Annotated in this window: 23 protein-coding genes and 4 tRNA genes; 10 read left to right on the top strand and 17 right to left on the bottom strand. The window is 45.1% G+C overall.

Annotation, left to right across the window (positions count from 1 at the left end):
• Positions 1–22 precede the first annotated feature (22 nt).
• From KRP56_00075 to trxA, 3 genes are read right to left on the bottom strand one after another with little or no spacing between them, the layout of a single operon-like run.
• Complete coding sequence (locus KRP56_00075) at positions 23–535, bottom strand: helix-turn-helix domain-containing protein (protein UAL07711.1); 513 nt, start codon at positions 533–535, stop codon at positions 23–25.
• On the bottom strand, positions 532–1,419 hold the full coding sequence (locus KRP56_00080) for an FAD-dependent oxidoreductase (protein UAL07712.1): 888 nt from the start codon (positions 1,417–1,419) through the stop codon (positions 532–534). Before KRP56_00080 ends, KRP56_00075 begins: the two co-directional genes overlap by 4 nt.
• Positions 1,420–1,425: 6 nt before the next feature.
• Entirely contained in the window at positions 1,426–1,737 is a 312-nt protein-coding gene (gene trxA / locus KRP56_00085; GenBank protein UAL07713.1) for a thioredoxin, read from the bottom strand.
• A gap of 67 nt (positions 1,738–1,804) precedes the next feature.
• Between trxA and KRP56_00090 the strand changes: the two genes are divergently transcribed.
• Complete coding sequence (locus KRP56_00090; protein ID UAL07714.1) at positions 1,805–2,062, top strand: PRC-barrel domain-containing protein; 258 nt, start codon at positions 1,805–1,807, stop codon at positions 2,060–2,062.
• Here KRP56_00090 and KRP56_00095 read toward each other — a convergent pair.
• The 3 genes from KRP56_00095 to KRP56_00105 are packed head-to-tail and all read right to left on the bottom strand — an operon-like array spanning position 2,052 to position 3,625.
• Positions 2,052–2,555, bottom strand: a complete 504-nt coding sequence (locus KRP56_00095) for an HDIG domain-containing protein (GenBank protein UAL08394.1) — start codon at positions 2,553–2,555, stop codon at positions 2,052–2,054. The two genes, KRP56_00090 and KRP56_00095, sit on opposite strands and share 11 nt — an antisense overlap.
• A gap of 46 nt (positions 2,556–2,601) precedes the next feature.
• On the bottom strand, positions 2,602–3,123 hold the full coding sequence (locus KRP56_00100; GenBank protein ID UAL07715.1) for a tRNA (cytidine(56)-2'-O)-methyltransferase: 522 nt from the start codon (positions 3,121–3,123) through the stop codon (positions 2,602–2,604).
• Position 3,124: 1 nt separating this feature from the next.
• Positions 3,125–3,625: an ArsR family transcriptional regulator gene (locus KRP56_00105; GenBank protein UAL07716.1), complete on the bottom strand. Its 501-nt coding sequence runs from the start codon at positions 3,623–3,625 to the stop codon at positions 3,125–3,127.
• A 119-nt stretch (positions 3,626–3,744) separates the two neighbouring features.
• On the opposite strand from KRP56_00105, the gene KRP56_00110 reads away from it, so the two are divergent.
• The 6 genes from KRP56_00110 (at position 3,745) to KRP56_00135 (ending at position 9,288) form a co-directional block, all read left to right on the top strand.
• Entirely contained in the window at positions 3,745–3,912 is a 168-nt protein-coding gene (locus KRP56_00110) for a PIG-T family GPI transamidase component (GenBank protein ID UAL07717.1), read from the top strand.
• A 155-nt stretch (positions 3,913–4,067) separates the two neighbouring features.
• Complete coding sequence (locus KRP56_00115) at positions 4,068–4,352, top strand: hypothetical protein (GenBank protein UAL08395.1); 285 nt, start codon at positions 4,068–4,070, stop codon at positions 4,350–4,352.
• A 30-nt stretch (positions 4,353–4,382) separates the two neighbouring features.
• Positions 4,383–4,458 (top strand) — tRNA-Asn (locus KRP56_00120).
• A 57-nt stretch (positions 4,459–4,515) separates the two neighbouring features.
• Positions 4,516–4,589, top strand: a tRNA-Ile gene (locus KRP56_00125).
• Positions 4,590–4,743: 154 nt separating this feature from the next.
• Positions 4,744–6,507: a (Fe-S)-binding protein gene (locus KRP56_00130; GenBank protein ID UAL08396.1), complete on the top strand. Its 1,764-nt coding sequence runs from the start codon at positions 4,744–4,746 to the stop codon at positions 6,505–6,507.
• A gap of 39 nt (positions 6,508–6,546) precedes the next feature.
• Positions 6,547–9,288 carry a DEAD/DEAH box helicase gene (locus KRP56_00135; GenBank protein ID UAL07718.1) on the top strand — a complete coding sequence of 914 codons (2,742 nt, stop codon included), beginning with the start codon at positions 6,547–6,549 and terminating at the stop codon, positions 9,286–9,288.
• Here KRP56_00135 and KRP56_00140 read toward each other — a convergent pair whose 3' ends face one another.
• Positions 9,289–9,978, bottom strand: coding sequence for an RlmE family RNA methyltransferase (locus tag KRP56_00140; GenBank protein UAL07719.1), 690 nt, complete (start codon positions 9,976–9,978; stop codon positions 9,289–9,291).
• A 100-nt stretch (positions 9,979–10,078) separates the two neighbouring features.
• Between KRP56_00140 and purM the strand changes: the two genes are divergently transcribed.
• Positions 10,079–11,098: a phosphoribosylformylglycinamidine cyclo-ligase gene (gene purM, locus KRP56_00145; GenBank protein UAL07720.1), complete on the top strand. Its 1,020-nt coding sequence runs from the start codon at positions 10,079–10,081 to the stop codon at positions 11,096–11,098.
• Here purM and KRP56_00150 read toward each other — a convergent pair.
• The 6 genes from KRP56_00150 to gyrB form a co-directional block, all read right to left on the bottom strand.
• The gene (locus KRP56_00150; GenBank protein ID UAL07721.1) at positions 11,092–11,634 is read right to left on the bottom strand and encodes a DUF531 domain-containing protein; all 543 of its coding nucleotides are present in this window, start codon (positions 11,632–11,634) and stop codon (positions 11,092–11,094) included. The genes purM and KRP56_00150 overlap by 7 nt on opposite strands.
• A gap of 4 nt (positions 11,635–11,638) precedes the next feature.
• Positions 11,639–11,794, bottom strand: coding sequence for a hypothetical protein (locus KRP56_00155; protein UAL08511.1), 156 nt, complete (start codon positions 11,792–11,794; stop codon positions 11,639–11,641).
• Between the two features lie 39 nt (positions 11,795–11,833).
• A tRNA-Phe gene (locus KRP56_00160) sits at positions 11,834–11,909 on the bottom strand.
• Between the two features lie 46 nt (positions 11,910–11,955).
• Positions 11,956–12,240, bottom strand: coding sequence for a hypothetical protein (locus KRP56_00165; GenBank protein ID UAL07722.1), 285 nt, complete (start codon positions 12,238–12,240; stop codon positions 11,956–11,958).
• Between the two features lie 2 nt (positions 12,241–12,242).
• Positions 12,243–14,696, bottom strand: a complete 2,454-nt coding sequence (gene gyrA / locus KRP56_00170) for a DNA gyrase subunit A (GenBank protein UAL07723.1) — start codon at positions 14,694–14,696, stop codon at positions 12,243–12,245.
• Positions 14,697–14,700: 4 nt separating this feature from the next.
• Positions 14,701–16,605, bottom strand: a complete 1,905-nt coding sequence (gyrB, locus tag KRP56_00175; GenBank protein ID UAL07724.1) for a DNA topoisomerase (ATP-hydrolyzing) subunit B — start codon at positions 16,603–16,605, stop codon at positions 14,701–14,703.
• Positions 16,606–16,739: 134 nt separating this feature from the next.
• On the opposite strand from gyrB, the gene thiC reads away from it, so the two are divergent.
• Positions 16,740–18,044, top strand: a complete 1,305-nt coding sequence (thiC, locus tag KRP56_00180; GenBank protein UAL07725.1) for a phosphomethylpyrimidine synthase ThiC — start codon at positions 16,740–16,742, stop codon at positions 18,042–18,044.
• 7 nt (positions 18,045–18,051) lie between these two features.
• On the opposite strand, the gene KRP56_00185 is transcribed toward thiC, so the two are convergent.
• Both KRP56_00185 and KRP56_00190 read right to left on the bottom strand, forming a co-directional pair.
• Positions 18,052–18,126: transfer RNA gene (locus KRP56_00185), tRNA-Thr, on the bottom strand.
• A 39-nt stretch (positions 18,127–18,165) separates the two neighbouring features.
• The gene (locus KRP56_00190) at positions 18,166–18,975 is read right to left on the bottom strand and encodes a TIM barrel protein (GenBank protein UAL07726.1); all 810 of its coding nucleotides are present in this window, start codon (positions 18,973–18,975) and stop codon (positions 18,166–18,168) included.
• A gap of 70 nt (positions 18,976–19,045) precedes the next feature.
• Here KRP56_00190 and KRP56_00195 point away from each other — a divergent pair, with 70 nt between their 5' ends.
• Positions 19,046–19,846, top strand: coding sequence for a hypothetical protein (locus KRP56_00195; GenBank protein ID UAL07727.1), 801 nt, complete (start codon positions 19,046–19,048; stop codon positions 19,844–19,846).
• Here the strand turns inward: KRP56_00195 and KRP56_00200 are convergent.
• Together KRP56_00200 and KRP56_00205 are read right to left on the bottom strand one after the other, a co-directional pair.
• Entirely contained in the window at positions 19,831–20,223 is a 393-nt protein-coding gene (locus tag KRP56_00200; protein UAL07728.1) for a transcriptional regulator, read from the bottom strand. The genes KRP56_00195 and KRP56_00200 overlap by 16 nt on opposite strands.
• A 35-nt stretch (positions 20,224–20,258) precedes the next feature.
• Complete coding sequence (locus tag KRP56_00205; protein UAL08397.1) at positions 20,259–25,637, bottom strand: ATP-dependent helicase; 5,379 nt, start codon at positions 25,635–25,637, stop codon at positions 20,259–20,261.
• Positions 25,638–25,644: the final 7 nt, after the last annotated feature.

Consider the following 25,644-nt stretch of genomic DNA (forward strand, 5'->3'; position numbering starts at 1 on the left):
GACAGATACAAAACGAAGCATCTCACAAAAGGTCTTTCACTGCTTCCAACGCTTGTATAACGCTGTTATAAGGCATCACTGGAGATACTGGTATGGAGATTATCTTTTCAACTGTGGGGGCAATGATTGGTGCACAGACTATTGCGATGGCACCATCACGCTCTGCACGTACGGCTGCAATTATCGCATCCTCCACCGTACTTATGGCATATTCGCGAACGACGAACCTCTTGCCCTGTATTTCCATTGCCTTAGGCATACCCTCCATAAATCTCGAAGATGCAATAACTGCCAAAAATCTCTGGTCGTCCTTCTTATAGAGTAGCCTTAGGACCTTTATTATCTGTCTCACTGTCCTAAGATTAGGTTCACGTTTCTCTTCCAATATCTTATACATCGTACTCTGGGATATCCCCGATATGTGACAGAACTCACTTAACGACATATCCAGTTCATCATCCAAAATACTCTTGAATGCCTTCTGGAAACCGCCTTCTTCCCTTAGCATGCTGGAAATAAGATCCTCTACCGTCATTTCTTTCCCTTCACATAATCTGCAGCAGAAAGCCCAGCGACGGCACCCTGCCCTACGGCCTTGGCCACCTGCCAAGGTTTGCCAACAATATCACCACAAGCGAAGACCCCTTCTACTCCGGTCATGCAATTGGCTGCCACCTTCACCGTGTCATCGATCTCTGGCATTATTCCTAGGTCCATTGCCAGATCGACCGATGATCTTCCACCCAGTTCAATAAAGACACCGCTTACAATAATATCTGTGCCATTATCCATTCTGACAGACGAAACCTTATCCGAACCGAGTATCTCCAAAGGCATGGAATCAACGATCTTCACTCCTGCGGCCTTAACCTTGGCAATAAGAGATGGATCCACATCGAGATCTTTGACAGCCCAATAAACCTTGGATGCGTATTTGGTCATCAATTCGGCAGATATAGCCGCCTCGGACTCACTACCCACCACCATTACGGAAGCCCCTTTGAAAAAATTACAATCGCATACCGCACAATAACTTACACCTTTACCGAGAAATTCCTTTTCGCCAGGGATGCCCAGTTTCCTTCTAGCTATTCCTGTCGCAAGTATCACGGCCTTGGCCGATACCTCTTCACCGGATTCCAGGACCACCGTGAATCCATTCTCCAAAGACATCGCAGAAATAGCATTCTGCCTTATGACCCTGGTACCCACAGCCTTAGCCTGTTCCAAACCATTGAGTAGAAGGGCCTCTCCCTTTACCGTTCCGGATAGCCCAAAATAATTCTCGATATGCGCACCTACAAGTGCACTACCTGTCTCCTTACCTACAATGATCGTATTGGCCTTCTTTCTAGCGGCACTTATTGCGGCCTGAAGGCCTGCAGGGCCCATTCCTATGACTAATACTTCTGCATCCATGTTCGATCAGAGAGAATTGAGGTATGCAACGATATCTTCTTTCGGCCTGAGGCCAACGAGGGAATCCACGTGGACCTTGTCCTTGAATATTAGGAGTGTAGGTATCGCATTGATGGAGAATTTAGCTGCTATTGCGCTGTTCTCATCTGTGTTGAGTTTCGCAACCCCAACCTTTCCTTCAAGCTCCTTTGCCACTTCCTCGATGACTGGCCCCATTCTCCTGCATGGTCCGCACCAGGGTGCCCAGCAGTCGACGACCACAATCTTGTTTTCTCCGACGAACTTGTCAAAGTTCTGACTTGTTAATTCCGTGACCATAAGTTCACCGCTATGACATTACCACAACAGGTTATATAACTTTAGAAACATCATGCGCTAGTCAACGATGCTAGAAACCTTAGACAACCTCAAAGGACTGGAAGTATACTCCCCTAATGGAATTTTCATTGGGGTCGTAGACGAGATAATCTTGGATGTATCAGGCATGCGCGTGGAAAGTCTCTTCATAAATGACGTCAACCCTTTATTGGCTGATGAGAACGTATCCATTGCAATACCGTTCAGGTGGATAATGAGTATCGGAGACGTTATTTTATTGAACGCCTTCCCTGAAAACAGAATTCACGTCAGTATCACAAGGTAATTCCTTTCAATTTTGGATATTCGCCAATGATATCCAGAATGACATCAAGATCCATACCGTACAATCTTGACAATTCCCAATGAAGCAGTTCGATGCGCTCGGCGCCGCGCTCGGCCCCTTTATTTCTGAGCTTCTCCACCGAATACCTATGATTTACCACCCTATTGTCACTCACCATGTTATCAGCGTGAGCTACTATCTTTTCCTCGATCGTTCTGGGCATGTAGTCTCCTGGAGGAAGCGCCAACTCAGCAACATCCCTATCGTCCAGACCCGCACCTGTATGCTTCCTGATTATATCGACCAATTCTTTCGGCAATCCCATGTCTTCCGCCATCTTTGCACCAACGGACGCATGCATTATCGAATGATCTACCGCCCTACCCATATCATGAAGCAAAGCACCAGATATCACCAGTGGTAAATTTACAGGCCTTATGCGAGAAGACATCTCTTCTGCGACCGCCCTGACCGTACAACAATGGACGACCACCCGTTTCTTACATCCCACACCGTAGAGTATGTCGATGCATTCAGTATCAGTCGGAAGGTTTGGTGACAATGATCTTCCCCCTCTCGTTCGGTACTACAGTCATTTGACCGCCACGATCCGAATAAAGCGCCTTGCCTTCGGTAAAACGATCCAAAAATATCGCCAAAGCGGCAATTTCTGAATGCGGTTGATTACCAACAGAAACATTAAAATCAGCACGTTCGTAAACCTCGAACGGGACCTTCTCAGCACCAACAATTATCATTATATCTTCGTCGCGCGGAATCTTCGGCATGACCTCATCGACCCTTTGGCCGTACATAGTAAGATGGACTATTTTACCCGTAAAATCCTGACTGGCTTGCTTCCAGGTCACACCTGTCTTTATAACGTAATCCCCACCAAATCTTTCGACAACACTTCTGATGTTCTCTTCTAGTTTTGGATCTTCCGTGTCCACATAGATGCCTTTAGCTCCCAAAGCCCTTGATGACAATGCCACATGTGTAGTGACACGCTTATCTCTCTCAGGACGGTGTCCGATGCGCATTATCCAGATATCTGACATCTTACTCTTCTCTGATGAGTTCTATCCTGTGCCCACGATAATCCATCTTTACAGACCTGCGGACCAAACTCTTGAGCATTGTAGATGATAGGCCAAGTGCCTCGGCCACGTCACCTGAGAATCTTCCCTCTTTACCAACCTGCTCAAGGATCTTTCCCTCTATTGCAGCATATTCTACCTCATCCATCATGGCGGCAGCTAAAACATCGCTTATCTCATAAACCGGCCATTGTGCGTTAATGTTGAAAGAAGTGTAGTATGTGTGGTAAGATTTTTCGGGATAGTTTCCGTTTGTCGACAGCCAACGCGTCTCTACAAGTTTCATCTTCTCAAAAAATACAATGGCGTCTCTGCCCTCCGGACCGAATTTCTTTTCGATCTCGTCAGCGGTCTTCCATTCTAAGGTCACCTCTTTCAACACGTCTCTTTTGACGGGGGTATCGACCGATCTGAGCATAGGTACTAACTCGGATGGCTCATTGATGACCTTAATCCTATTCATAGGATGTGGATTATATTCTCGTAAGTATATAATTCCTTCTTAGAAACTGAAAGCGTGGACATCGGTTTATCAACTTTTCTGCAATAAGTTTTATTAACGCATTGGCATTCGGGAGAGCAATGGCGAAAGAAAAGCCCTTAGAACTAAAATGGCAGTGTCTCAACTGCTACAAAGTATACGAAGGACCAGATGCAGAGCAGAAGGCTCTCGACTGTTGTGGTTCCTTTACTCAGGGATGGTGGGCAAACTATTCCAAGTGGGGAAAACAGAAGTGGTACGGCCGTTAAGAACGACCACTTATCCCAGGATACAACAATGGCCCTAGCTTGGGCTGTACTGTTCTTTTATAAAAATTCAAACAATCAGCATTATTTAATTGAATCTCGTTCTGATTAACATGCCCGGTGAAGATGCCAAAATGCTCGCCAAGACCATGGAGGAAATCGATCTCATGGAAAGGCACTTGGAAATGCTCAAGGTCACTATGAAATATCAACCCGTAGGCATCATACGTTTATCTGAAATTCTGGACATGCCCAAACACAAAGTACGCTACTCACTCAGATTGCTTGAACAAGATGGACTCATTGTGGCAACATCCGAAGGAGCAATGGTTACTGACAAATATGATCAGTTCATGAAAGAATTGTCAACATATCTTGATAGATTGGAAGAAAGGATAAGCGAAGTACGGTCAGAAATCCCACTTACGAACGATAATAATTAATATAACCCTTTCATTCGCACCACTACATAAGCCGTCGTAGCTCAGTCGGTAGAGCGTGTGACTGTTAATCACAAGGTCCTCGGTTCAAATCCGTGCGACGGCGCCATACATTCATTTTCCCTCGATAGTTTTTTATCTATCCCCCTATCTAACCAGGGGACAAGGGCTCATAGCTTAGACAGGTAGAGCGCCCGGCTCATAACCGGGTGGTCGTCGGTTCAAATCCGACTGGGCCCACCTCATCTTACTCCGGCAAAAATGCAATCATTTTACATGCTTGGCACATATGTGCCACTGAAAGCCTTAATATAGGTTTGTGCCTTTTGCCTACTTATTATAAGGACCTGATATTAACAGGTTTCCTGCTCAAAAAAGGTGGATTTAAATGAAAATGCCGCGTATCCAAAAGGAGCTCACTGCCTGTCTCCAGTGTGGTTACTGTATTAATGTCTGTGAAGCACACAACCAGACACCTTGGGAGTCCGACACACCTAGGGGGAAAATATACTACTTGAATCAGCTCTCCCAGGCCGACGGCCTAGATAAGCTTCTAAAAAGAGAGGTATCCCTAAGCCCCTATTTCGTTGATGCAATGTACAAATGTACAGGATGCGGCAACTGTGAAGTGGTATGTCACGCACAGATCCCACTTATCGAACTTTGGGAAAGCGTCAGAACATGGCTTGTAAAAGAAGGCGTAGGCCCGATGAAAGCTCACGCTGGAATGGCAAAGAAGGTTGAGGAATGCCACAACCCCTATGGAGAACCGGACACGAAAAGAGGAGATTGGTGGCCCTCAGATGTGCCTAAATCAGATGTGCCCGACGTAATATTCTTTGCGGGATGCACAGGATCATACAGGCAACAAGGAATTCCCCAGAATGGAGCTCGTATCCTCGCAAGAGCCGGTGTGAAAATGAATATTCTCGGAAAGGACGAATGGTGTTGCACATCTCCTCTTTTAAGAACTGGAAATACTGGTTTTTCACTTGACAGCGCCGAAAAAATCGTAGAAAAAGCAGATGGAATGGGTGCAAAAGACATGGTCATGACCTGCTCTGGATGTTTCAAGACCGTTTCAACAGATTTTGGAAAATACTATGCTAAGGTCGGACAGAATGTCTATCACTTCTCCCAATATACTGAAATGCTCATAAACGAAAAGAAATTGCCTCTTAACAACGAATTCAAAGCAAAAGTAACATATCACGACCCATGTCACCTAGGAAGACACATGGGCGTATTTGAATCACCCAGGAATGTTCTCAAGAAGATCAAAGGTATCGAACTTGTTGAAATGGAAAAATCCAGGGAAAATTCCAGATGTTGCGGTGCAGGAGGAGGTTACAAGAGCCAATATAACGACTTCGCCGTTAACGTTGCCGCAGAAAGGATCAGAGATGCGGAAGAAACTGGTGCAGAGATATTGGTCACATGCTGCCCATTCTGTGTTGTAAACCTGTCACAAGGTGCGGCCAAGATAAAATCCAAAATTAAGGTAATGGATCTATCTGACATACTTTTACAAGTGACAGCACCCAAAGTTGAAGAGCCAAAAAAGGATAGTTGCCCTCCAACAGCATCAGCACCTGTTGTGAACACACATCAAGTTGACACGCCACAGGCCAAACCGCATATAGCTGCTCCGTCGGAAAAACCAAAGATCGAAGCCGCTGAAACTTTGAAAGCGGTCGATGCCCCACAGGCCAAACCACATATAGCTGCCCCGGTAGAAAAACTAAAAATTGAGGCAGTGGATCCTTTAAAAACGTCCGAACCTGCCGCTAGAAAGACCGTTATCAAGGAATCGACAGATTCGATGAATGACGATGAAGATATGGGCGATGACCTGGATAAGTTTACCGATAACTCTCCGAGCGCACTTGTAAGAAGAGCAGCTTGGAACAAAGGACTCAGGTGCAGGAAGGACTATGGTGAATACACCATACCGATAGCATTCGTAAAATCCAAGGTTGGAGTTTTCATACTTGATGAGGGTAAGGTCGATCCCAAGATACAGTCCGCCTTAGAAGCGGACGATTGGATCGTTCTTAACTTCAAGACCAAAGACGTCACAAACGGTGAGGACCAGGCAGCTATAATTCGTACTGCTGTAAAAGACAACCTTAAGATCCTAAGAAAGAAGAAAAGATAAAACAAAAATGAGGGTTTCCCTCATTCCTTCAAATTTTTCATGTCATTTAAAAATCTCTCCCCAGAACTTGTTGTCGCATTAAGAGAGAAAGGCATCATAGATCCGACAGAACCGCAAAAAGATGCTATCCCGAAGATCGCAAAGGGAGAGAATCTACTTCTTGTTGCACCGACTGGTATCGGAAAGACAGAAGCTGCAATGCTGCCAATACTGGATGCTATTTTCAAAAATAATTCTAAAAAGGGAATAAGATGCCTATATATCACACCTTTAAGGGCACTCAACAGAGACATGCTGAAAAGGATGGAGGATTACGGAAAAGCCCTCGACATATCCGTAGGTGTAAGACATGGAGACACACCACAAGCAGAAAGAAACAAACAATCTCAAAATCCACCTGAGATACTAATCACAACCCCAGAAACCTTACAGGTTCTCTTTACAGGCAAACGCTTGAGAGAACATATGAAAACCATAGAATGGGTTGTCGTTGACGAGATACATGAACTCGCCAGTACTGAAAGGGGAGCACAGCTTGGAATAGCCTTGGAAAGACTGGTATCAATTGCCGGAGAATATCAGAGAGTGGGACTTTCTGCCACTGTTGGAAATATCGATGACATAAAGAATTTCCTTGCAGGCGTAAACAGAGAAGTAACGGTCTGCAAACATGACACGCACAGGGATTTCGAGATACATGTAGAATGCCCTGCCCCTTGTAACGACAGCGAACTTCTTGACAAACTTCAGAGCGACCCTGAAATATTAGGCGTAATGGTCAGAGCAAGACAACTGATAGAGGCCGGAAGATCCACTCTATTTTTCGTCAATACTCGTGAGACCGCAGAATGGCTCGCGGCTAGATACCATCTCTGGGACGAAGAGATACCGATAGATGTCCATCACGGTTCATTATCCAAAGAAAATAGAATGGATATGGAAGACCGTTTCAAAAATCAGGAGATAAAGGCCCTGATATGCACCTCATCATTGGAACTTGGAATAGACATCGGATCAGCAGATCTTGTGTTACAATATAATTCCCCCAGGAAAGTTTCCAGAATGATCCAACGTGCAGGACGCGCTGGACACAGGATAGGTGGAAAAATAAGATCTGTTATTCTGGCAACCGCACCGGATGAGATCGCAGAAGCCATGGTGGTCGCTAGAAGATCTGATGCAAAAGAGATCGAGTATTCTCCAGGAAGACGCTGCCCCCTGTCAGTATTGGCTAATCAGATCATTGCCATGACAATGGTCGGAAAAACAAGCAGAGATGATGCATTCAAAATGGTAAAAAGATGCAGCATCTTCAAAGACCTTGAAAGAAAAAAGATGGATGATGTCATCGAACAATTGAAAAGTATAAAGCTGATCTTCGAAGAGGACGAGGGTTTTTATCGTTCTAAAAGAGGTATGAATTATTTCTACAATAATATCTCAATGATACCAGATGAACGTACCTACTTAATACGGGATGTCGCAACCAGAAGGATAATTGGATCGCTTGACGAGAGTTTCGTCGCAACTTTCGCAGAACCTTTTGCCATGTTCATAGCAAAAGGACGTACCTGGCGTATTGTGGAGATGCGGGAAGACGAACTTCTGGTGGAAGAAACGAAGGATGTCGGCTCAGTTCCATCTTGGGCAGGATCGGACATACCCGTACCATTTGAAGTAGCCATGGAAGTTGGAAGAATGCGTAGAAAACGCGATTTTGAAAAATATCCTGGTGATCAAGGTTGCTATGAATGTATATCAAACTATCTTAACGAACAAGATGAAAAGTGGCCCATGCCAACAGATTCGGTGATGACGATCGAATCTGGTGATAGACTCGCAATACTCAACTGCTGTTTCGGTACTAGGGTCAATGAGACCATAGGAAAAATATATTCTGCGCTTTTGACGGCTCGTCTTGGAGAAAGCATCGGAGTTACAGCTGACGCGTACAGAATTATTTTGGAACTTCCGAGAAACCTCGACAAGAAGATCCTTATTGATACCTTCTTATCGATAAAACCTGGCACAATTGAGGCATTTGCAAGAATCACTATCTTAAATTCTACATATCTAAAATGGAGATTTGTTCATGTAGCAAAAAAATTCGGCATAATCGATAAAGATGCTGACCACCGCTTCATGAATTTTAATAGATTGTTTGAGATGCACAACGGAACACCCGCATACAACGATGCATTAGATCTTGTGCTCTACGAGGATCTGGACATAGTAAATACCGAATTGGTGTTCTCAATGATAAAAGAAGGAAAGATACAGGTCAAAGCTTGTGATATTTCCCCGATAGGCCTTGAAGGACTGACCAGATCCAAAGAATTGATGCAACCGATTCGCGCAGACCATTCCATTCTTATGGCGCTTAAAAAAAGATTGGAAGAAGAATTGCTGTTTGCCTCATGTGTCAGTTGCACCACACAATGGAGAATGCGGGTGGCCGATGCTCCGAAACGTTTAATATGTCCTAAATGCGAAGGACGTATGATAGCCCTTTTAAAAAATTACGAACGCGACAATATCAAGATTCTAAAAAACCGCGATCTTGACGATCAACAGAAAAAAGAGGCTCAACGTATCATGAGGAATGCTAACCTCGTAAACGAATACGGCGGTACGGCGGCGATCGTCCTTGCTGGAAGGGGAATCGGACCTGACAGCGCGTCAAAGATACTTCGTACAATGCATATTGATGAGGATGAATTCCTCAGGGATATCATGAACGCCGAGATTCTCTACGCTAAAACAAAACGCTTTTGGGATTGATCAGATATTGATTCCTTTGACCTTGAAATCGGGCTCCTTATTCTCCTCTTCCAAGACCTTTGGCTTTATGTTACATGTAGCCAAGAATCCTTTTGATATCACATACATTTCAGAAGATGTCTCACGAGATGCTGCCGGAGAATAGACCTTTACCGACTTGAATCTTTTATCTAATTCTTTCAGAAGCAGGTCCATCATATCGCCCATGAATACTTTACAGACCATCTTTCCATTCTTCTTAAGAACACGGTCGCACACATCCACTGCGAACATGCAAAGATCTATCGACCTGGCATGATCTGTCGAATAGTGCCCCGCGATGTTAGGCGCCATGTCCGACAATACAACATCCGCCTTACCGCCGAACACCTGGAGGAGTTCTATCATGGTCTTATCCTCGGTGATGTCTCCGATTATAGTGACCACTCCGTCCATCGGCCTAATATATCTTAGGTCGACACCGACAACCTTTCCTTTCTCACCGACACGCTCTTTTGCGACCTGGAGCCAACCACCTGGACAAGCACCAAGGTCCACGACCGAATCGTTCTTCTCAAAAATTTCGAAACGATCGTCTATCTGCATCAGTTTGAAGGATGCTCTTGACCTGTAGTCCAACTTCTTTGCGAGTTTGTAGTAGTACTCGTTTTGCCTCTCTACAACCCAACGATCGTGCAAGCCCACGGCCATACCTATATTGTCCCTATTTAAACCACTTTCGAATCCTTCCGTACAACACGTGCAAAAGTAATAATTAAGGAATGCTATCATAAGGGCAGAGGACCCTGAAATGACGACCGGATGGACCTATTCCAAAGCAGGCGTAAACATCGATAAGAAATCAAGTGCCATCGAATCCCTTGTTGGCGAATTGAAGTACAGAAGAACTGGAATTGGTCAGATGGTCCATATGCCTGGCCTGTTCGCAAGCCTCATCGATTTCGGGGACAAATACATCACTATGGCCACAGATGGCGTGGGGACCAAAATACTCGTTGCAGAAGAATTGGGAATTTGGAACACGATCGGCATCGATTGCATCGCGATGAATGTCAACGACACGATATGCGTGAATGCGGAACCTACTTCTTTCGTTGACTATGTCGCGATAGACAAACCTGATGATGAACTGACAAAACAGATCGGCATCGGCCTTCAAAAAGGTGCAGAACTTTCCAACATGGAAATCGTTGGGGGGGAAATAGCCGTCCTTCCAGAGATAATAAACGGGGTAGACCTCTCAGGAACCTGTCTTGGATATGTCATGAAAGATAAGATAATAACCGGAGAAACATGTAAAGATGGAGATCTGATCGTTTCTCTGAGATCGTCAGGAATCCACTCGAACGGACTTACATTGGCAAGGAAAGTATTCGAAGCGTCTGAGATCTCGATGAAAGATAAAATATCAGGCCTTTCAAAATCCGTTGGAATGGAGCTTCTCACACCCACTGAGATATATGTTAAACAAGTGCTCGAGATCACCAGGGAGAATTCCATCCACGGACTTGTTGACATAACCGGCGGAGGCCTCAGGAATATACTGAGAATGAAAAAAGGACTGAGATACATTATCAGTGACCCTGTAAAACCCGATCCTATATTCACAAAGATACAGGAACTCGGGAACATAGAGGACAGAGAAATATATCAGACCCTCAACATGAGCATGGGTTTCACAATGATCGCTCCTGCTCTGGATGCTGAGAACATAGTTGCAAAATACAAGAATGCTGACATAATTGGTCATGTGGAAAAAGGAGCGGGCGTATACTTACAACCCTCCGATATACTCTATGACCATTACTGATTTAACTTTGCATTGAGAGCACCGCAAACAGCACCAAGGGCAGTACAGGTCTCCAAAGAAAACCCACCATCCGTTATATCGAGATTGTATTTGGGAATGGACGCAGGATCTTTAGGAACTCCATGCGGGCCGATACCGAAAACCAAAAGGATACTCTGACCCCTGTCCACCATTTCCGCCACCCGTGCTAACGGAACCTGTTTCTGTTTATTTGGTTTGCTGGTTGTCAAAATAGGCTCTCCCAATTGAGGGGGGAACCCTTTCGAAGGATAGGGAAATTTCATGAATCTTCCCTGTTCAGCCAACTTGAGGAAATTACCTCCGTTGTCACCAATGCTTGTGGTACCTGCGACCCATTCCGCTATTTCGATGGGAGTTTTTGTCTCTTCGGGAATCGGAAAACCAAATAGTACCAAATTCATATCAAAAGCCAATGCCAGATCGCCCGCTCTTGCAATGACCCTCCTGTGAGGCTCCCTAAATTTGTTGGGGTCGTACGCGTTGTATAACCCAATCGTAATTCTTCCTTTTCCCATACGATCACAACTTTCTTCTACCGACTATAGCGTGAGCATCGCCATCTAAAAATATATCGTAATCAGGATTCTCAGCCTGCAGACGTTTGATCTCGATAAGTACCTCTGAAAGATTCATTTTGCAGGTCTTTACGTCGATGAAAACTTTGTCGGCTTCCAAGTCAATTCCTCAGGCATCTGTAAATCAAAAAGAAAAATATGGTGCCGTGAGCCGGGCTCGAACCAGCGACTTCGTGATCTTCAGTCACGCACTCTCCCAACTGAGTTACCACGGCGTATTTCCCCCATAGTTTGATTTACTTTATAAAGTTTCTTGATAGGTCAGCTACCAGGCATCTTACCCTTAGGTATTATCTCCTCTGTGTCTTTCCTGTCAACACCGGGTCTTTTTAGTTTGAGGCAATTGACAGTACTATTCCTATCGAATGCTTCCAAATATTTCCTGCGTGTCATGACCATCACGGCACACGATATTAGGAAACATACAGAGCATAACGCGAATATCACCCTGATATAACCTTCGGAGAGAACAGCCTCTATTGATGACAACACGGAGGCTATCAAGGTTAATACCGCAATAATCCTCCATGTTGTCTTTGACCTCATTCTCATGCCTCGGGTAACTTCGCTTCTTCCTCTGCATCAGAGATCAGGGGCTGTACAGCAGTGATCTTGTCATCATTGCGCATATCCATTATCTTGACGCCTTTGGTATTGCGTGCAGTTTCACGGATCTCGTTTACGAACATGCGTATGATCTTGCCCTGTTTACTGGTGACCAATAATTGATCGTCGAGATTGACCTTTCTGACACAAATGACATCTCCGTTCCTTTCATCGGTCTTTATCGTTATTACACCCTTTCCTCCGCGACGAGTCAGACGATAATCATCGACCTCTGAGATCTTTCCATATCCATTCTCACTGACCGAGAGCAACTTGTCACCAGCTCTCACCGCTGCCATGGATATTACATAATCTCCTTTGTTAAGGGTCATTCCCTTGACCCCCATCGTGTCCCTACCGGTGGAGCGAACATCATTTTCATTGAATCTGCAAGCAAATCCTTTCTTGGAGGCCAATATTATCTGCTCATTTCCGTCGGTGATAGCGGTCTCTACGAGCTCGTCATCTCCCTCCAGTTTGATCGCCTTGATACCTTTGCTCCTGACATTGCTGTATGCGCTAAGAGAGGTCTTCTTCATCAGACCGTTCTTTGTGCAGAACACCAGATATTTATCATCTGGGAAATCGTGGACGCAGATCGTGTCTTCCACCTTCTCCCCCTCTTCCAGATCGGATAGGAGATTGATTATCGGCTTTCCTTTGGATTGTCTGCTTCCCTCTGGAACTTTGTACCCTTTCAACCAATGAAGGCGTCCGTGGTTCGTTATGAACATAAGGTAGTCGTGTGTGCTGGTTATGAACATGCTTTTGACATGATCCTCTTCCTTCGTCTGCATACCGATAAGCCCCACTCCTCCGCGGGCCTGCTGTCTGTATGTGTTCAAAGGTATGCTCTTGACGTAATTGTCAGCTGATATCGTGATCACGAGGTCTTGTTTCTCAATGAGATCCTCCAGATCGACATCCAATGCATTTACATTGATCGTGGTGCGGCGCTTGTCACCATAGGACTGGACCATCTCATCGAGTTCGACTTTGATTATGTCCAACACCCTCTTTTCGTTAGAGAGGATATCTTTCAAGTCATTCATGACCAATATCAGGCTGTCATACTCTTGCTTTATGGACCCTATCTCGAGCCCGGTCAATTTTTGAAGCTTCATGTCCAAAATTGCTTTAGCCTGATCCTGATCGATGCTCAACAAGGTCTGCAGACCGGAATTGGCTTCCTCTGCCGAGTCTGATGCACGTATCAATGCAATGGTCTCATCGAGCATATCCAATGCTTTCATCAAACCTTCTAAGATATGATATCTCTTCTCTGCCTGGGACAGATCATACTGTGTTCTGCGGGCGACAACCGTCTTCCTGTGAGCGAGATAGTAGCATATCAACTGCTTAAGTCCCAGAAGTGTAGGTTTTCCTTCGACTAATGCTAAATTGATTATACCGTACGTTACTTCCATCTGGGTCTTCTTGAAGAGATTCTCGAGCACCACGTTTTCGAGTGCGTCCTTGTGAAGCTCTATAACGATACGCATTCCAGATCTGTCCGATTCATCACGAAGATCTGTGATATTCTCGAGGGTCTTGTTCTTCACCTGGTCAGCTATGTTCTCAATGAGCATTGCCTTGTTGACCTGATATGGTATCTCATCGACGATAATGCGGACCTTGCCGTTTGGCATGTCCTCAAAGTGTGTATTGGCTCTGACCTTTATCTTTCCCCTTCCCGTCTCATATGCAGATACTATTCCATCACGACCATAGATCGTGCCTCCTGTAGGAAAATCAGGACCTGGAACATAATCCATGAGTTCGAGGGTGGTCACATCAGGATTGTCTATCGTATACTTTATTGCCGTACATACTTCAGTTAGATTATGTGGCGGCATTTTTGTAGCCATTCCGACAGCTATACCATCAGAACCATTGACCAGGAGATTTGGTAACTTTGCCGGCAACACAGAAGGCTCTTTCAAAGACCCATCATAATTGTCGACCATGTCAACTGTATCTTTATCGAGATTCTCCAGAAGATCGTTGGACATTTTTGATAAACGTGCTTCAGTATAACGCATAGCTGCTGCACTGTCACCGTCGACAGATCCAAAGTTACCCTGTCCATCAACCAAAACATACCTCAAGGAAAATGGCTGTGCCATCCTCACCATCGATTCATATGCGGCAGAATCACCATGAGGGTGGTATTTACCAAGGACCTCTCCCACCACAGTAGCCGACTTCTTGTAGGGACGATTGCTCTGAAGTCCCAACTCAGACATGGCGAACAATATCTTTCTATGAACGGGCTTCAAACCATCACGTACATCTGGCAGTGCACGTCCAACTATGACACTCATCGAATAATCGATGTAAGAACGCTGCATCTGCTGTTCGATTCCCTGCTGTATGATCCTTCTCTCTCCGTCCATGATATCACACATCCAGGTTTACTACTTCGTGAGCGTGTTCCATTATGAATTCTCTCCTGGGCTCCACATCGTCGCCCATGAGTATGGAGAACATCTGATCTGCGAGCATGGCATCCTCGATGTGCACCTGCTTCATTACCCTGGTCGTAGGATCCATTGTGGTCTCCCACAGCTGCTGAGGGTTCATTTCTCCAAGACCTTTGTACCTGCTTATATTAGCACCTGGACCCATCTCGACCATTGCCTTTTGCATCTCCTCCTCGGTAAAGGCGTAGATCTGCTTCTTCCCTTTGTGTATCCTATAAAGCGGAGGCATTGCTATGAATAGATGTCCCTGCTCTATCAGAGGCTTCATCTGCCTGTAGAAAAGAGTCATCAAAAGTGTTCCAATATGAGCACCATCCACATCTGCATCGGTCATTATGACGACACTGTGATACCTTATCTTGGAAACATCGAAGTCTATACCGATACCGCCTCCAATGGCGATCACAAGATTCCTTATCTCTTCGTGATCCAACAATTTGTCAGGACGAGCCTTCTCGACATTCAGGATCTTACCCCTTATAGGGAGGATTGCTTGGAAGGCACGGTCCCTTCCCTGTTTTGCACTTCCTCCTGCAGATTCTCCCTCCACGATGTAAACCTCACATTTGGAAGGATCTTTTTCAGAACAGTCTGCAAGTTTTCCTGGAAGACTTGTGCTCTCGAGCAATGATTTTCTCCTTGTTGCGTCCCTTGCTTTTCTTGCAGCCTCTCTGCCCTCATAAGCTGACATGGCTTTTTTTACAACGAGCACTGCCACGACCGGATTTTCCATAAGAAATTCGGATAACTTATCATTCATCAAACTTGATACTGCTCTCTGGGCAACGCTGCTTCCCAATTTGGACTTTGTCTGGCTCTCGAACTGGGGATCCCCCATTTTGATGCTTATGATCGCGGTGAGCCCCTCACGTACATCGGATCCATCCAAAGCCACATCCTTCAATAATCCTTTCTGTTTACCATATTCATTAATTGTCTTTGTGAGTGCTGTCCTAAACCCTGTAAGGTGCGTTCCACCTTCGGTGGTGTGTTCAGAATTCACAAAGGAATCCACCGACTCATTGTAACCATCAGTGTATTGGAGTGCAATATCTATGATCACGCCCTCTCTCTCCCCAGACATGGATATGGGTACCGGATGAACAGGGGTCTTCGACCTGTTCAGGAACTGAACGAATTCCGTGACCCCTCCCTCGTAGTGATATGTCTCTGATTTCGGATCCTCTTGCCTAGCATCCGTGAATATTATTGTCGCTTCTTTGTTAAGGAATGCCTGATTGCGGAATCTGTTCTGAAGTACGGAAAAATCAAACTCAGTTGTTTCAAAAACCGTCTCATCTGGATAAAATGTGATCGTTGTACCATGCTTATCAGATACTCCGATCTCCTCTACAGGGCCGTCGGGAATTCCCATTTGGTATGTCTGACGGTATACCTTGCCATTCTGCTCTACAATGGCCTCCAATTTCTTAGAAAGAGCGTTGACAACCGAAACTCCCACACCGTGAAGTCCTCCGGAGACCTTGTAGGTCTTGTGATTGAACTTTCCTCCTGCGTGAAGATCTGTCAAACAGACTTCGATACCACTCTTTCCTTCCTTATGATTAAAATCGGCAGGAATGCCCCTTCCGTCATCTTTAACGGTCACAGAACCGTTTGCATTGACAATTACTTCCACCCTTGTCGCAAATCCCGCCATTATCTCATCTATACTGTTGTCCACTACTTCGTAGACCAAATGATGGAGGCCTCTGGAATCTGTGCTTCCGATATACATCCCTGGTCTGACCCTGACCGCTTCGAGCCCTTTCAAAACGACCAGACTATCGGCGTTATACTCTTCTTGTTGATTCCCACCCATAAAAATTCACATTCTGATAATCTAATGATTAGCAGTTGGCATAGTGCATCCGGATATAAATACGCGCGTATGCGCGTACGTGCGAGATGGCATTACATTGAAATAAGCACGAACCCATGCCAGAATGATATCAAATGAGTACCATAATGGAAGAGGCCCGCAGAGGTGTAACGCCCTTAATAAAGGAGATCGCCAAAAAAGAGAAAGTCAGCGAAGAATTTGTAAGAAACGGGATATCCTCTGGTCGCATTTGTGTTCCGTGCAATCCAAACCACGATCCCATACCAAATGCCATCGGTGAGAACATGTCCATCAAAATCAATGTTAACTTGGGAACTTCCCGTGACATTGTAGATCTGGAAAGCGAGGTCCGTAAACTCAATATCGCTGTGAAATACGGTGCCCATGCGGTAATGGACCTGAGTACCGGCGGAGATATTGACAAGATACGTGCCAGACTCCTAAAAGAGTGCCCTGTGATGATGGGATCGGTACCGATATATCAGACAGGACTGACTGCTGCAAGGAGAAATGCCGTTGTAGAAATGACAGAAGACGACATTTTCAACGGCATAGAAAAACACGCCAAGGACGGCATGGATTTTATGACCGTCCATTGTGGGATAACGAAAGAAAGCGTGTCGTGGCTGAAAAAAAGCGACAGATATATGGATGTTGTCTCGAGAGGCGGATCGTTCTTAACCGCTTGGATACTACACAATGACGAAGAGAATCCACTGTTCAAAAATTTCGACTACCTGCTGGAAATGGCAAGAAAATATGAATTCACTCTATCACTAGGAGATGGGTTCAGACCAGGCTGCATAGATGATGCATCAGACCAGGCACAAATAGCAGAATTGATGACACTGGGACATTTAGTAAAAAGGGCAAGAAATGCTAATGTCCAAAGCATGGTAGAGGGTCCAGGACATGTACCTTTGGAACAGATCCCTATGAACATCCAATTGGAAAAAAGACTGTGCCACGATGCACCGTTCTATGTACTCGGACCATTGGTCACTGATATAGCACCTGGATATGACCACATAGTCGGTGCTATCGGAGGTGCTGTGGCCGCACAGAACGGTGCAGATTTCTTATGTTATCTCACACCTGCTGAACATCTTTCACTTCCAGATGAAGATGATGTGAAGGAAGGTGTGATCGCTTCAAGGATCGCCGCTCACGTTGGCGATATCTGTAGAGGCAAGAATCGTGAAATGGACACCTTTATGGCCAAAGCAAGAAAGAAACTTGATTGGGATTCCATGTTCGAAGTGTGCATAGATCCAGATAAGGCAAAAAAATACAGGTCCCGCGGATGTACCGAGAAACAGGACGGGTGTTCCATGTGCGGAGATGTTTGCGCAGTTAAGATCGTCAATCAATATTTGATAAAAGAAAACGACATCACCAATAAAAAAGAAGACTGCTGAAATCGACTGGAGCCACTGGAGGGGATCGAACCCCCGGCCTACAGTTTACGAAACTGCCGCTCTACCGCTGAGCCACAGTGGCATCGAGCCCGACTATCCTGACAAAGCATAAAAAGTTTGCTTAAGAGCGATAGGATGGGAACATATTCCGAAAGACAACAGCATCTTTCTCGATCAATGGTGATTCGCATATGAATGTACAATCTTGTTTGGAACCTTCCAAAACATCAGCCAGGATTTGAAGATCGGGATCTTTTGTTTCCAATGGAAGGTGCGAAATCTCACCTTTTTCCCCATATTTTATACAACTGATATGAAAATGAGCTATGCTTCCACAAAGAGGAAAATATTCATCCACGAGGCCCTGCATATCTGTCCTTGTTTTAAGACAGCCTACGCCCCTGGCATGAACATGTGCAACATCTAAGACAGGTCTGACCCCGTCAACAGAATCCATAACCTTCGATATCTCTTTTAGTGTTCCGAACTGCCCCTTCTTTCCCATGGTCTCGATACCCAGGATGACGTCTTTTATCCCTTCATCATCCATCATATTCTTACATTTGGAAAGACCGTCTATGACCGATGAAAGAGCCGTATTTGGCGATTTACCATAGGTTGCGGCATGAATTACAATTATGTAGGCCCTTAGATTGTGTGCCGCATGTACAGTGTCCATGACCCAGCCTATACTCTTATCCCGTGTTTCTTGTGTATCCGAGTTAAAACTTATAAAATAGGGGGCGTGACAACTTAACCTTATGTCAAGATCTTCTGCGGTTTTACCTACGACCTTTGCTCTTTCCTCGGATATCCTTGCACCACGTACAAATTCTACCTCTAAAGCATCCAGCCCCAGCTCTTTAGTGTACTTCAAAGAACCTTCCGGCGTCTTACCTGCCGAAGGATATCCTGCGAGTCCAAATCTCATAATTGGATATAGACATACAATTATTTCATCCCTCGGAACGTGTTTATAACTCCTAATCAATAAACAGATAATGCATGTTGAAATGAATGTCTCTCTGGATCCGACACTGGGATGCGGACAAGCTCACAGATGGAGAAAAATCGCCGATTGTTGGGAAGGCGTTCTAGGTAAGGAAATTATAACTCTTGAACAAACAGAAGACGGATTTAATTGCACTGGAACATATGATCGTTCAATGATATTGAATTATTTTAGGAATGACGATAATATTACAGAAATTATCGAACACATATCTAAGTGCGATCCATACGTTGCAAAACTTTCGAATGCATGTCCGGGGCTGCGCATATTAAGACAAGAAAAATGGGAATGTCTCGCAACATACCTTTTAGCTACGAATGTAAATGTTAAACGCATAGCAAAGATGGTAGAATCGGTCTGTGATAACTTTGGTGACGATCTCGGTGAAAGGCGCGCATTTCCTACACCTAAACAGATCCTTGATGGATGCGACAGAATATGTGAATGCAAATTGGGATTCCGTGAAAAAAGATTCATCAGACTTGCAGAAAGAATGGAGAATGAGGAGATCGATCTCGAACGCATATCAGAAATGGACTATGAAGGGTGTGTCAAATCCCTTATGGACATAGACGGCGTAGGCCCCAAAGTGGCAGACTGTGTGGCTTTATTCGCCTTTGATCATACAAATGCTTTTCCGGTAGATGCAAGAATATCGGCCAGTATGGAAAAATTATATGGCGTCACTGGAAACTACAAGGTCGTTTCTGAATATGGCCGTCAGAAATTCGGAAAATACGCAGGATACGCCCAAGAATTCCTTTACCACAGCGATCATATATCTATGTGAAGGCTGTGATCTCCCCAAGCACACTTTGGCGCGGGAGTTCCCGTATTATCTGTATATATTTTGGCCAAAAGCCCTATCGCCTTGATAGCGGTACAGATCCTACACATTTCAATGGATATATCCGATTTTTCTTCCGCCAGAAGTTTGGCAGAAACTTTGATCTCTTTCTCAAAGAGATTATAATATTCACTAGACTCTATGACTGAACTGCCGCCCCTTTTATTCTTAAGATACTGAGATATGGCGGCGTCGGTGACGCCGAACATCTTGGCCACATATGACTGCTTAAGACCGTATGTCTCCACCAGTTCTTTTGCCAATTCTCTTCTAATCGTTGGAAGAACATACCATACAACTACCTCGCAGGGCGTTTTCATCAAATTAACAATAGATTACACCTATTAATATCTGATTAGGCACCAGGGTTGGTCTTGAGATAAAACTCGGACACATCCCAATCATCCTCTTCGGCAGTCTTACCCTCATCTATCTTTACGCCCAACTGCTTGGCGACCTCTTTGATGTATCTTGCGGCTGCATCGTCGCCTTTGAAGCCCTCTACTTTTGCACCAGATATGCAAACTTTTCCTTTAAAGGACCCGATTATCTCTGTGCCGGAGAAAATAACACACTCCGTCGCCCCACATACTTTCTTGATATGATTTCTAAGGAATAGATGCAGATTGTCCTGGGTGTTCAACAGCATCTTTTCGACGAACGGTCTAGGATTTATATCCTCATCCTCTTTGAGTATCCATCTCAATGTTGGATCGTCTTGCAAAAGGAATCCCTTTACCAAGAATCCTTCGTTCTCCAATTCAGACAGTATCTCCCTGGTGACGCCCATTCTAATGTTTAGGAATTGAGACAAACCTTCGGCCGAAAAGATTCCGAAGTCCTTGAAATGCATCATTATAACGTCTTTGAGAGCGTGCTTTGTCTCGATGTCCTTCAACGGTACTATGCTGTAATACGAGTCCGCGTCCTGATATATCATAGATTGCTTAGATAACGCTGCAAGGGCCTCGAGGGTCTTGTTCATCGATAAGGCGGAATTGGCAATTATCTCTTTCCTGGATATTGGCTGTCTCTCCTTGATCAATCTGTACATCGACCTCATATCTTCGTCCATCTCTCCGTTCTTGGTGGCACGATAAAGCGATGCGAAATCGAGTGTTGTGTATCCTACATATGGTGGAGAAAGGGCCATCCTTACAAGCATGCCACGCTCGACCTGCTTCTTTATCGATGTTTTCTCGATGACCCTTGTGACCAATTCCTGATCATTGCGTATATAGCCTCTTGAAGCCACACAACGATCTACCGTCTGATATTTTGAAAATTTGGATACTTTCTGCTTGTAGAAAACATAGCTCAGATACTCTTTTTCCGAAAAGGTCCTGACTATGAATTTTCCTTTTGCATAGAAACCGTTCACACAGTGATACCCGTTAGATTTTAGAATTTCTGATACCTCTTCGCTTAGCTGAAGTGCATCGGTCCCCATTACTTCCCTTATCCGTACAACGTCCGTATTCTTCATCTTGAAGAAATTCATCAGATTATCGATAGCCCCGAGGACCTCTTTGAAATCGGACGGATTGTCAATATCCACTCCCCTGATCTCTATACATCCAGACATTTCCCAGATTTCGAGTGCACCGATGACATTGCTTCCCCTGACCAGAGGATATATCCATTTATCGCCATAACGCGCAGATAATTCTGCCCATTTAGCCCCGAGATCATGATCGAAAAGAGAGAGTATCTTGACCCTCTTGTCTGGTGCTGGTGCGTTCTCCATCGCAGAGATCTCGTCAGGCATGATGTACATCGTTGTCTGACCACTTCCAACTAAAATTGGCATGGCACCAACATCTTTTGCAACAGAATCAATCTCATCAAGAGGGACCCCCGTCAAGAACCGCAAGGCTTGTGCCGGTATCGGACCGTGCGCCCTTATGTAATTTTTAATTAGATCTCTTGAAGGTTCACCAGAAGGAAGACCTGGCCTATAAACCTTGTATGTGTTTTCTGTCCCCCAATCCTCTCTTTCATCAAAAGCACGTATTATCTTTAAAGAACGGTCCAATCTCTGAAGTGATTCCTTGATCTCTTCCTTGTCACGGCCCGTCTCTGCCACGAGCTGCCTCATGGTAGCATAACCCAGGCCATCGATCATATTGAGGAGCTTCTTATCCTCCTCTGTGGACTCATCCTCTCTGAGAGAGGCTAAACGGTCTCCGTCTTCGGAAAGAACATACCTTACTCTTCCTCTCACGAATCTTCCCAGAAGGATCTGCTCTGACTCCCTCATCGCATGCCATTCTTTGAGATTGAAATCCTTGACCCTATTGAAGACGTCTATCTCGCTCCCCGCCGAACCATAGAATCTGAAGAAATCGTCGATGGATTCGAATTCCTCGCCCTTTGTGACCCTATAATTCTCAACGGTATCATAATCATAGATGTTCTCCTTTCCGGCTTTGAGTCTTAGGCGGTCCAATGTCTTCATGTATTGAGTGTTCTCAGATACTAAGAAGAAGCCTTTGGCCAACTCTTCACTATTCACCAAAGATTCCAGAGACGACCTGGCCTCCTCCTCGGGTACAGACAGTGCGAAAGCCACCTCTTGGACCGTTGCAGGCGCAGAACAGTCCAAATAACGCAGCACGATCGCATCCAGACTAGATGCCTTATCTAGCTCAGGATACGCGACCCTACCGAAATACCATCTGTTGTTCGCAGCAAGGTCTGTTCTTGTGATAAGGTACATGGACTCCAATTTACGCACCGATCTGAATGTCAGATCCTCACTTATCTCCAGTTCGGATGTGATGTCGCTCATGGCCGTCCTGTCGGATATGCAATCGTATACCTGAAGGTCCTGATCTGTAAGTTCCCTTTCTTTCACGGTCGCGGCTGCATATTTGGGGATCTCTGTCTTGACCATTATGTGCGGTTCATCAAGGAACACAGTACCGATTGTGCCCTCTTTGATCAATTCCCTGATCCACTCATCAACGACCTTCCTCTCCTCATCGCAGTATGCATAGATATTGCGTCCGCGCTCCCTCAGCGCCTGTAACGGCCCGGTACGCATGAGAAGTTTGGGTATGTCCTCTTTGCTCGTGACACGGCCCATCTTCTGCCTAAAATACGGAACCACTTGGTCCTCTTCAAACTCGAAATCCTTGATAGAATCGCCCAAGGCCCTTGTGAGCACTTTGCGGTGAAGCTCTCTTAATAACGCAGACCTATCCTCCATGAGAACAATGTCCGAGAATCCAGACAAGATTATGGAGTGGGCAAATGGCGAGGGAGTTCCATTGAAATTTATTGTCTGAACGCTCATCTTTCCATTCTCTATCATCTGGAGAACATACTTGGCATTCTTTACATCCATATCATCTTCGAGAACCTCTCTGTATGTCTCCTCGATAACAGGTTCATTTTCCATATTCCCAAGATTATCAAGAAGATATGCGGACCTTATCTGTTGTCTGTTCACTGATATGGGGCGACCCATATAATTTCTAAGGATCATGAAACTACGGGCCGCTGTGTGTCTGAATCTAAGCTTGAATATCTCTGAGTCCTTTATGGACTTCCTCAGTATCAATTCTATATCTTTAGAACTCAACATTCCAGGAATGTCCTTTATTTCTATTTTCCTTGAAGTCCCGATCATGAAGTTATCATCTGTTATCGTGATAGAGACATTGGAACCGATGATGTTGGTTATCCTATAGGCGTATGCTCTGGACAAAGCATCGTTCACCCTTCTGCCGAAAGGGAAATGAAATATTATCCTCTGATTCCCCGAAGGATCGATATATTCCTCTATCGCCAGCTTATCCGCATCCGGTATGAATCCCGATACGGCCTTTTGTTCTCTTAGATATGAAACTATACTCCTGGCTGAACCCTCATCGATATCGAATTCCTTACTGATGTCCGGAATAAGAATATCGGAATCGGTATCGATACGCTCTGCCATCTCTGTTCTGAATTCGGCAACATCCATTGAGAGGTCGAAGCTTCTCGGAAGCATTTCTCCCGCCCAGGATGGAACCGTTGGCTTCCTTCCGTTGGCCTCTTTGACGTATGCCATCATTCCCTTGGAACGAACGAACTCGAATGATCTTCCTCCCAAAACAAAGACGTCCCTGGGAGATAGTCTCTCCACGAATTTCTCCGATAGTTCACCTGCTGTCGAACCGTGACTTGTGATGACACGATAATTGGCCTCTTCAGGTATCGTTCCCAGATTCATGAGATATATCATTCTGGAACCTTTCTTTCTTCCAAACTGATTCTCCTCTTCATCATACCATATCTTGGAATACACTCCCTCGTGCTCATCCTTGCTTCCAAGATACCTCAGAACGTTAACAAAACTCTCCATGGTCAACGTGCGGTAACAGTAGGAACCCTTGATCACATCATACGCAGAATCCACATTCCATCTGTAGTCCAAACTCATCCCCACGACTGTCTGTGATAGGACGTCGAGACAATTCTCAGGTATACCGACACGGTCGATATCACTGCGGTGCGCGGCGCGGCACATCACCGCACATTCGACCAGGTCGTCTGGATCGAAAACCATAAGACGTCCCTTGGCCACCTTTCCGAAACTGTGTCCCGACCTTCCGATCCTTTGAAGTCCTTTGGCGACAGACTTGGGAGAACCGATCTGACAAACAAGGTCCACAGAACCGATATCGATACCCAATTCCAGGGACGTTGATGACACGACACATCTTATCTCTCCCCTCTTTAGACGCTCTTCGACGTCCAACCTTATTTCCTTGCCCAATGAGCTGTGATGGACCTCTATGTTGTCCAATCCTCTTTCCTTGAGTTTGTAAACTACACTTTCCGCACCCGATCTGGTGTTCGTGAATATCAGTGTTGTCTCATGGGTATCGACAAGCTCCTTGAGTTTATCGTACATCATAGAATTGACTATGTCTGATGATAATGTCGTCATATCATCCGTAGGACATATTACCTTCAGATCGAGTATCTTCTTCGAATCCGATTCTATGAGTGTGACATCACGGGTAGAACCATCTGGATTGCATCCCACAAGATATCCTGCAATGGCCTCGATGGGGGCAAGTGTCGCTGAAAGTCCTATCCTTGTAAATTTATTGTCGCAGAAATTCTGCAACCTCTCCAAAGTGAGAGATAGGAATACCCCCCTTTTTGAATCGCATATGTCATGGATCTCATCGAGGATCACCCATTCCACCTGTTTCAAATTCTCACTGAACTTAGGAGCGGCGAGTATAAGTGCCAAAGACTCGGGTGTTGTTATGAGTATATGTGGAGGATGGCGGACCATCTTTTGTCTATCGCTCTGTGAGGTGTCTCCAGAACGGACCGCGACCTTTATCCCAGGGATGTTCAGATTATTTGCCGCGGCAACCTCTCTCATCTCAGCAAGGGGCGTGTTCAAGTTCCTGTTTACGTCATTAGCAAGTGCTTTTAAAGGTGAGATATACACACAATAGATCCTTTCCTCCAAACGGCCTTCTGACGCATACCTGGTCAGTTCATTGATTATACTGGTGAATGCGGTGAGTGTCTTTCCTGATCCAGTAGGCGATGATACGAGCACGTTCTTTCTCTGATGTATCACGGGGATTGCTCTGGCCTGCGGCTCCGTGAGATCTTCAAATTTCTCATAGAACCATTTGGAGATCAAAGGTTCCATCAACCCCATGACCTCGTCCATTGTATGCGTCTTATCAATCCGCTCCAAATCCTCACCTAGATTAATGCCTAGC

Origin of the sequence: Candidatus Methanogranum gryphiswaldense (assembly GCA_019262145.1) — an archaeon.
GTDB classification, from domain to species: Archaea; Thermoplasmatota; Thermoplasmata; order Methanomassiliicoccales; family Methanomethylophilaceae; genus Methanogranum; species Methanogranum gryphiswaldense.

Excerpts from the sequence above, each read along its gene's own strand:
- KRP56_00075 (UAL07711.1), bottom strand. The coding sequence starts at position 535 with ATGACGGTAGAGGATCTTATTTCCAGCATGCTAAGGGAAGAAGGCGGT.
- KRP56_00080 (UAL07712.1), bottom strand. The coding sequence starts at position 1,419 with ATGGATGCAGAAGTATTAGTCATAGGAATGGGCCCTGCAGGCCTTCAG.
- trxA (UAL07713.1), bottom strand. The coding sequence starts at position 1,737 with ATGGTCACGGAATTAACAAGTCAGAACTTTGACAAGTTCGTCGGAGAA.
- KRP56_00090 (UAL07714.1), top strand. The coding sequence starts at position 1,805 with ATGCTAGAAACCTTAGACAACCTCAAAGGACTGGAAGTATACTCCCCT.
- KRP56_00100 (UAL07715.1), bottom strand. The coding sequence starts at position 3,123 with ATGTCAGATATCTGGATAATGCGCATCGGACACCGTCCTGAGAGAGAT.
- KRP56_00105 (UAL07716.1), bottom strand. The coding sequence starts at position 3,625 with ATGAATAGGATTAAGGTCATCAATGAGCCATCCGAGTTAGTACCTATG.
- KRP56_00110 (UAL07717.1), top strand. The coding sequence starts at position 3,745 with ATGGCGAAAGAAAAGCCCTTAGAACTAAAATGGCAGTGTCTCAACTGC.
- KRP56_00130 (UAL08396.1), top strand. The coding sequence starts at position 4,744 with ATGCCGCGTATCCAAAAGGAGCTCACTGCCTGTCTCCAGTGTGGTTAC.
- KRP56_00135 (UAL07718.1), top strand. The coding sequence starts at position 6,547 with ATGTCATTTAAAAATCTCTCCCCAGAACTTGTTGTCGCATTAAGAGAG.
- KRP56_00140 (UAL07719.1), bottom strand. The coding sequence starts at position 9,978 with ATGGCCGTGGGCTTGCACGATCGTTGGGTTGTAGAGAGGCAAAACGAG.
- purM (UAL07720.1), top strand. The coding sequence starts at position 10,079 with ATGACGACCGGATGGACCTATTCCAAAGCAGGCGTAAACATCGATAAG.
- KRP56_00150 (UAL07721.1), bottom strand. The coding sequence starts at position 11,634 with ATGGGAAAAGGAAGAATTACGATTGGGTTATACAACGCGTACGACCCC.
- KRP56_00165 (UAL07722.1), bottom strand. The coding sequence starts at position 12,240 with ATGAGGTCAAAGACAACATGGAGGATTATTGCGGTATTAACCTTGATA.
- gyrA (UAL07723.1), bottom strand. The coding sequence starts at position 14,696 with ATGGACGGAGAGAGAAGGATCATACAGCAGGGAATCGAACAGCAGATG.
- gyrB (UAL07724.1), bottom strand. The coding sequence starts at position 16,605 with ATGGGTGGGAATCAACAAGAAGAGTATAACGCCGATAGTCTGGTCGTT.
- thiC (UAL07725.1), top strand. The coding sequence starts at position 16,740 with ATGAGTACCATAATGGAAGAGGCCCGCAGAGGTGTAACGCCCTTAATA.
- KRP56_00190 (UAL07726.1), bottom strand. The coding sequence starts at position 18,975 with ATGAGATTTGGACTCGCAGGATATCCTTCGGCAGGTAAGACGCCGGAA.
- KRP56_00195 (UAL07727.1), top strand. The coding sequence starts at position 19,046 with ATGCATGTTGAAATGAATGTCTCTCTGGATCCGACACTGGGATGCGGA.
- KRP56_00200 (UAL07728.1), bottom strand. The coding sequence starts at position 20,223 with ATGAAAACGCCCTGCGAGGTAGTTGTATGGTATGTTCTTCCAACGATT.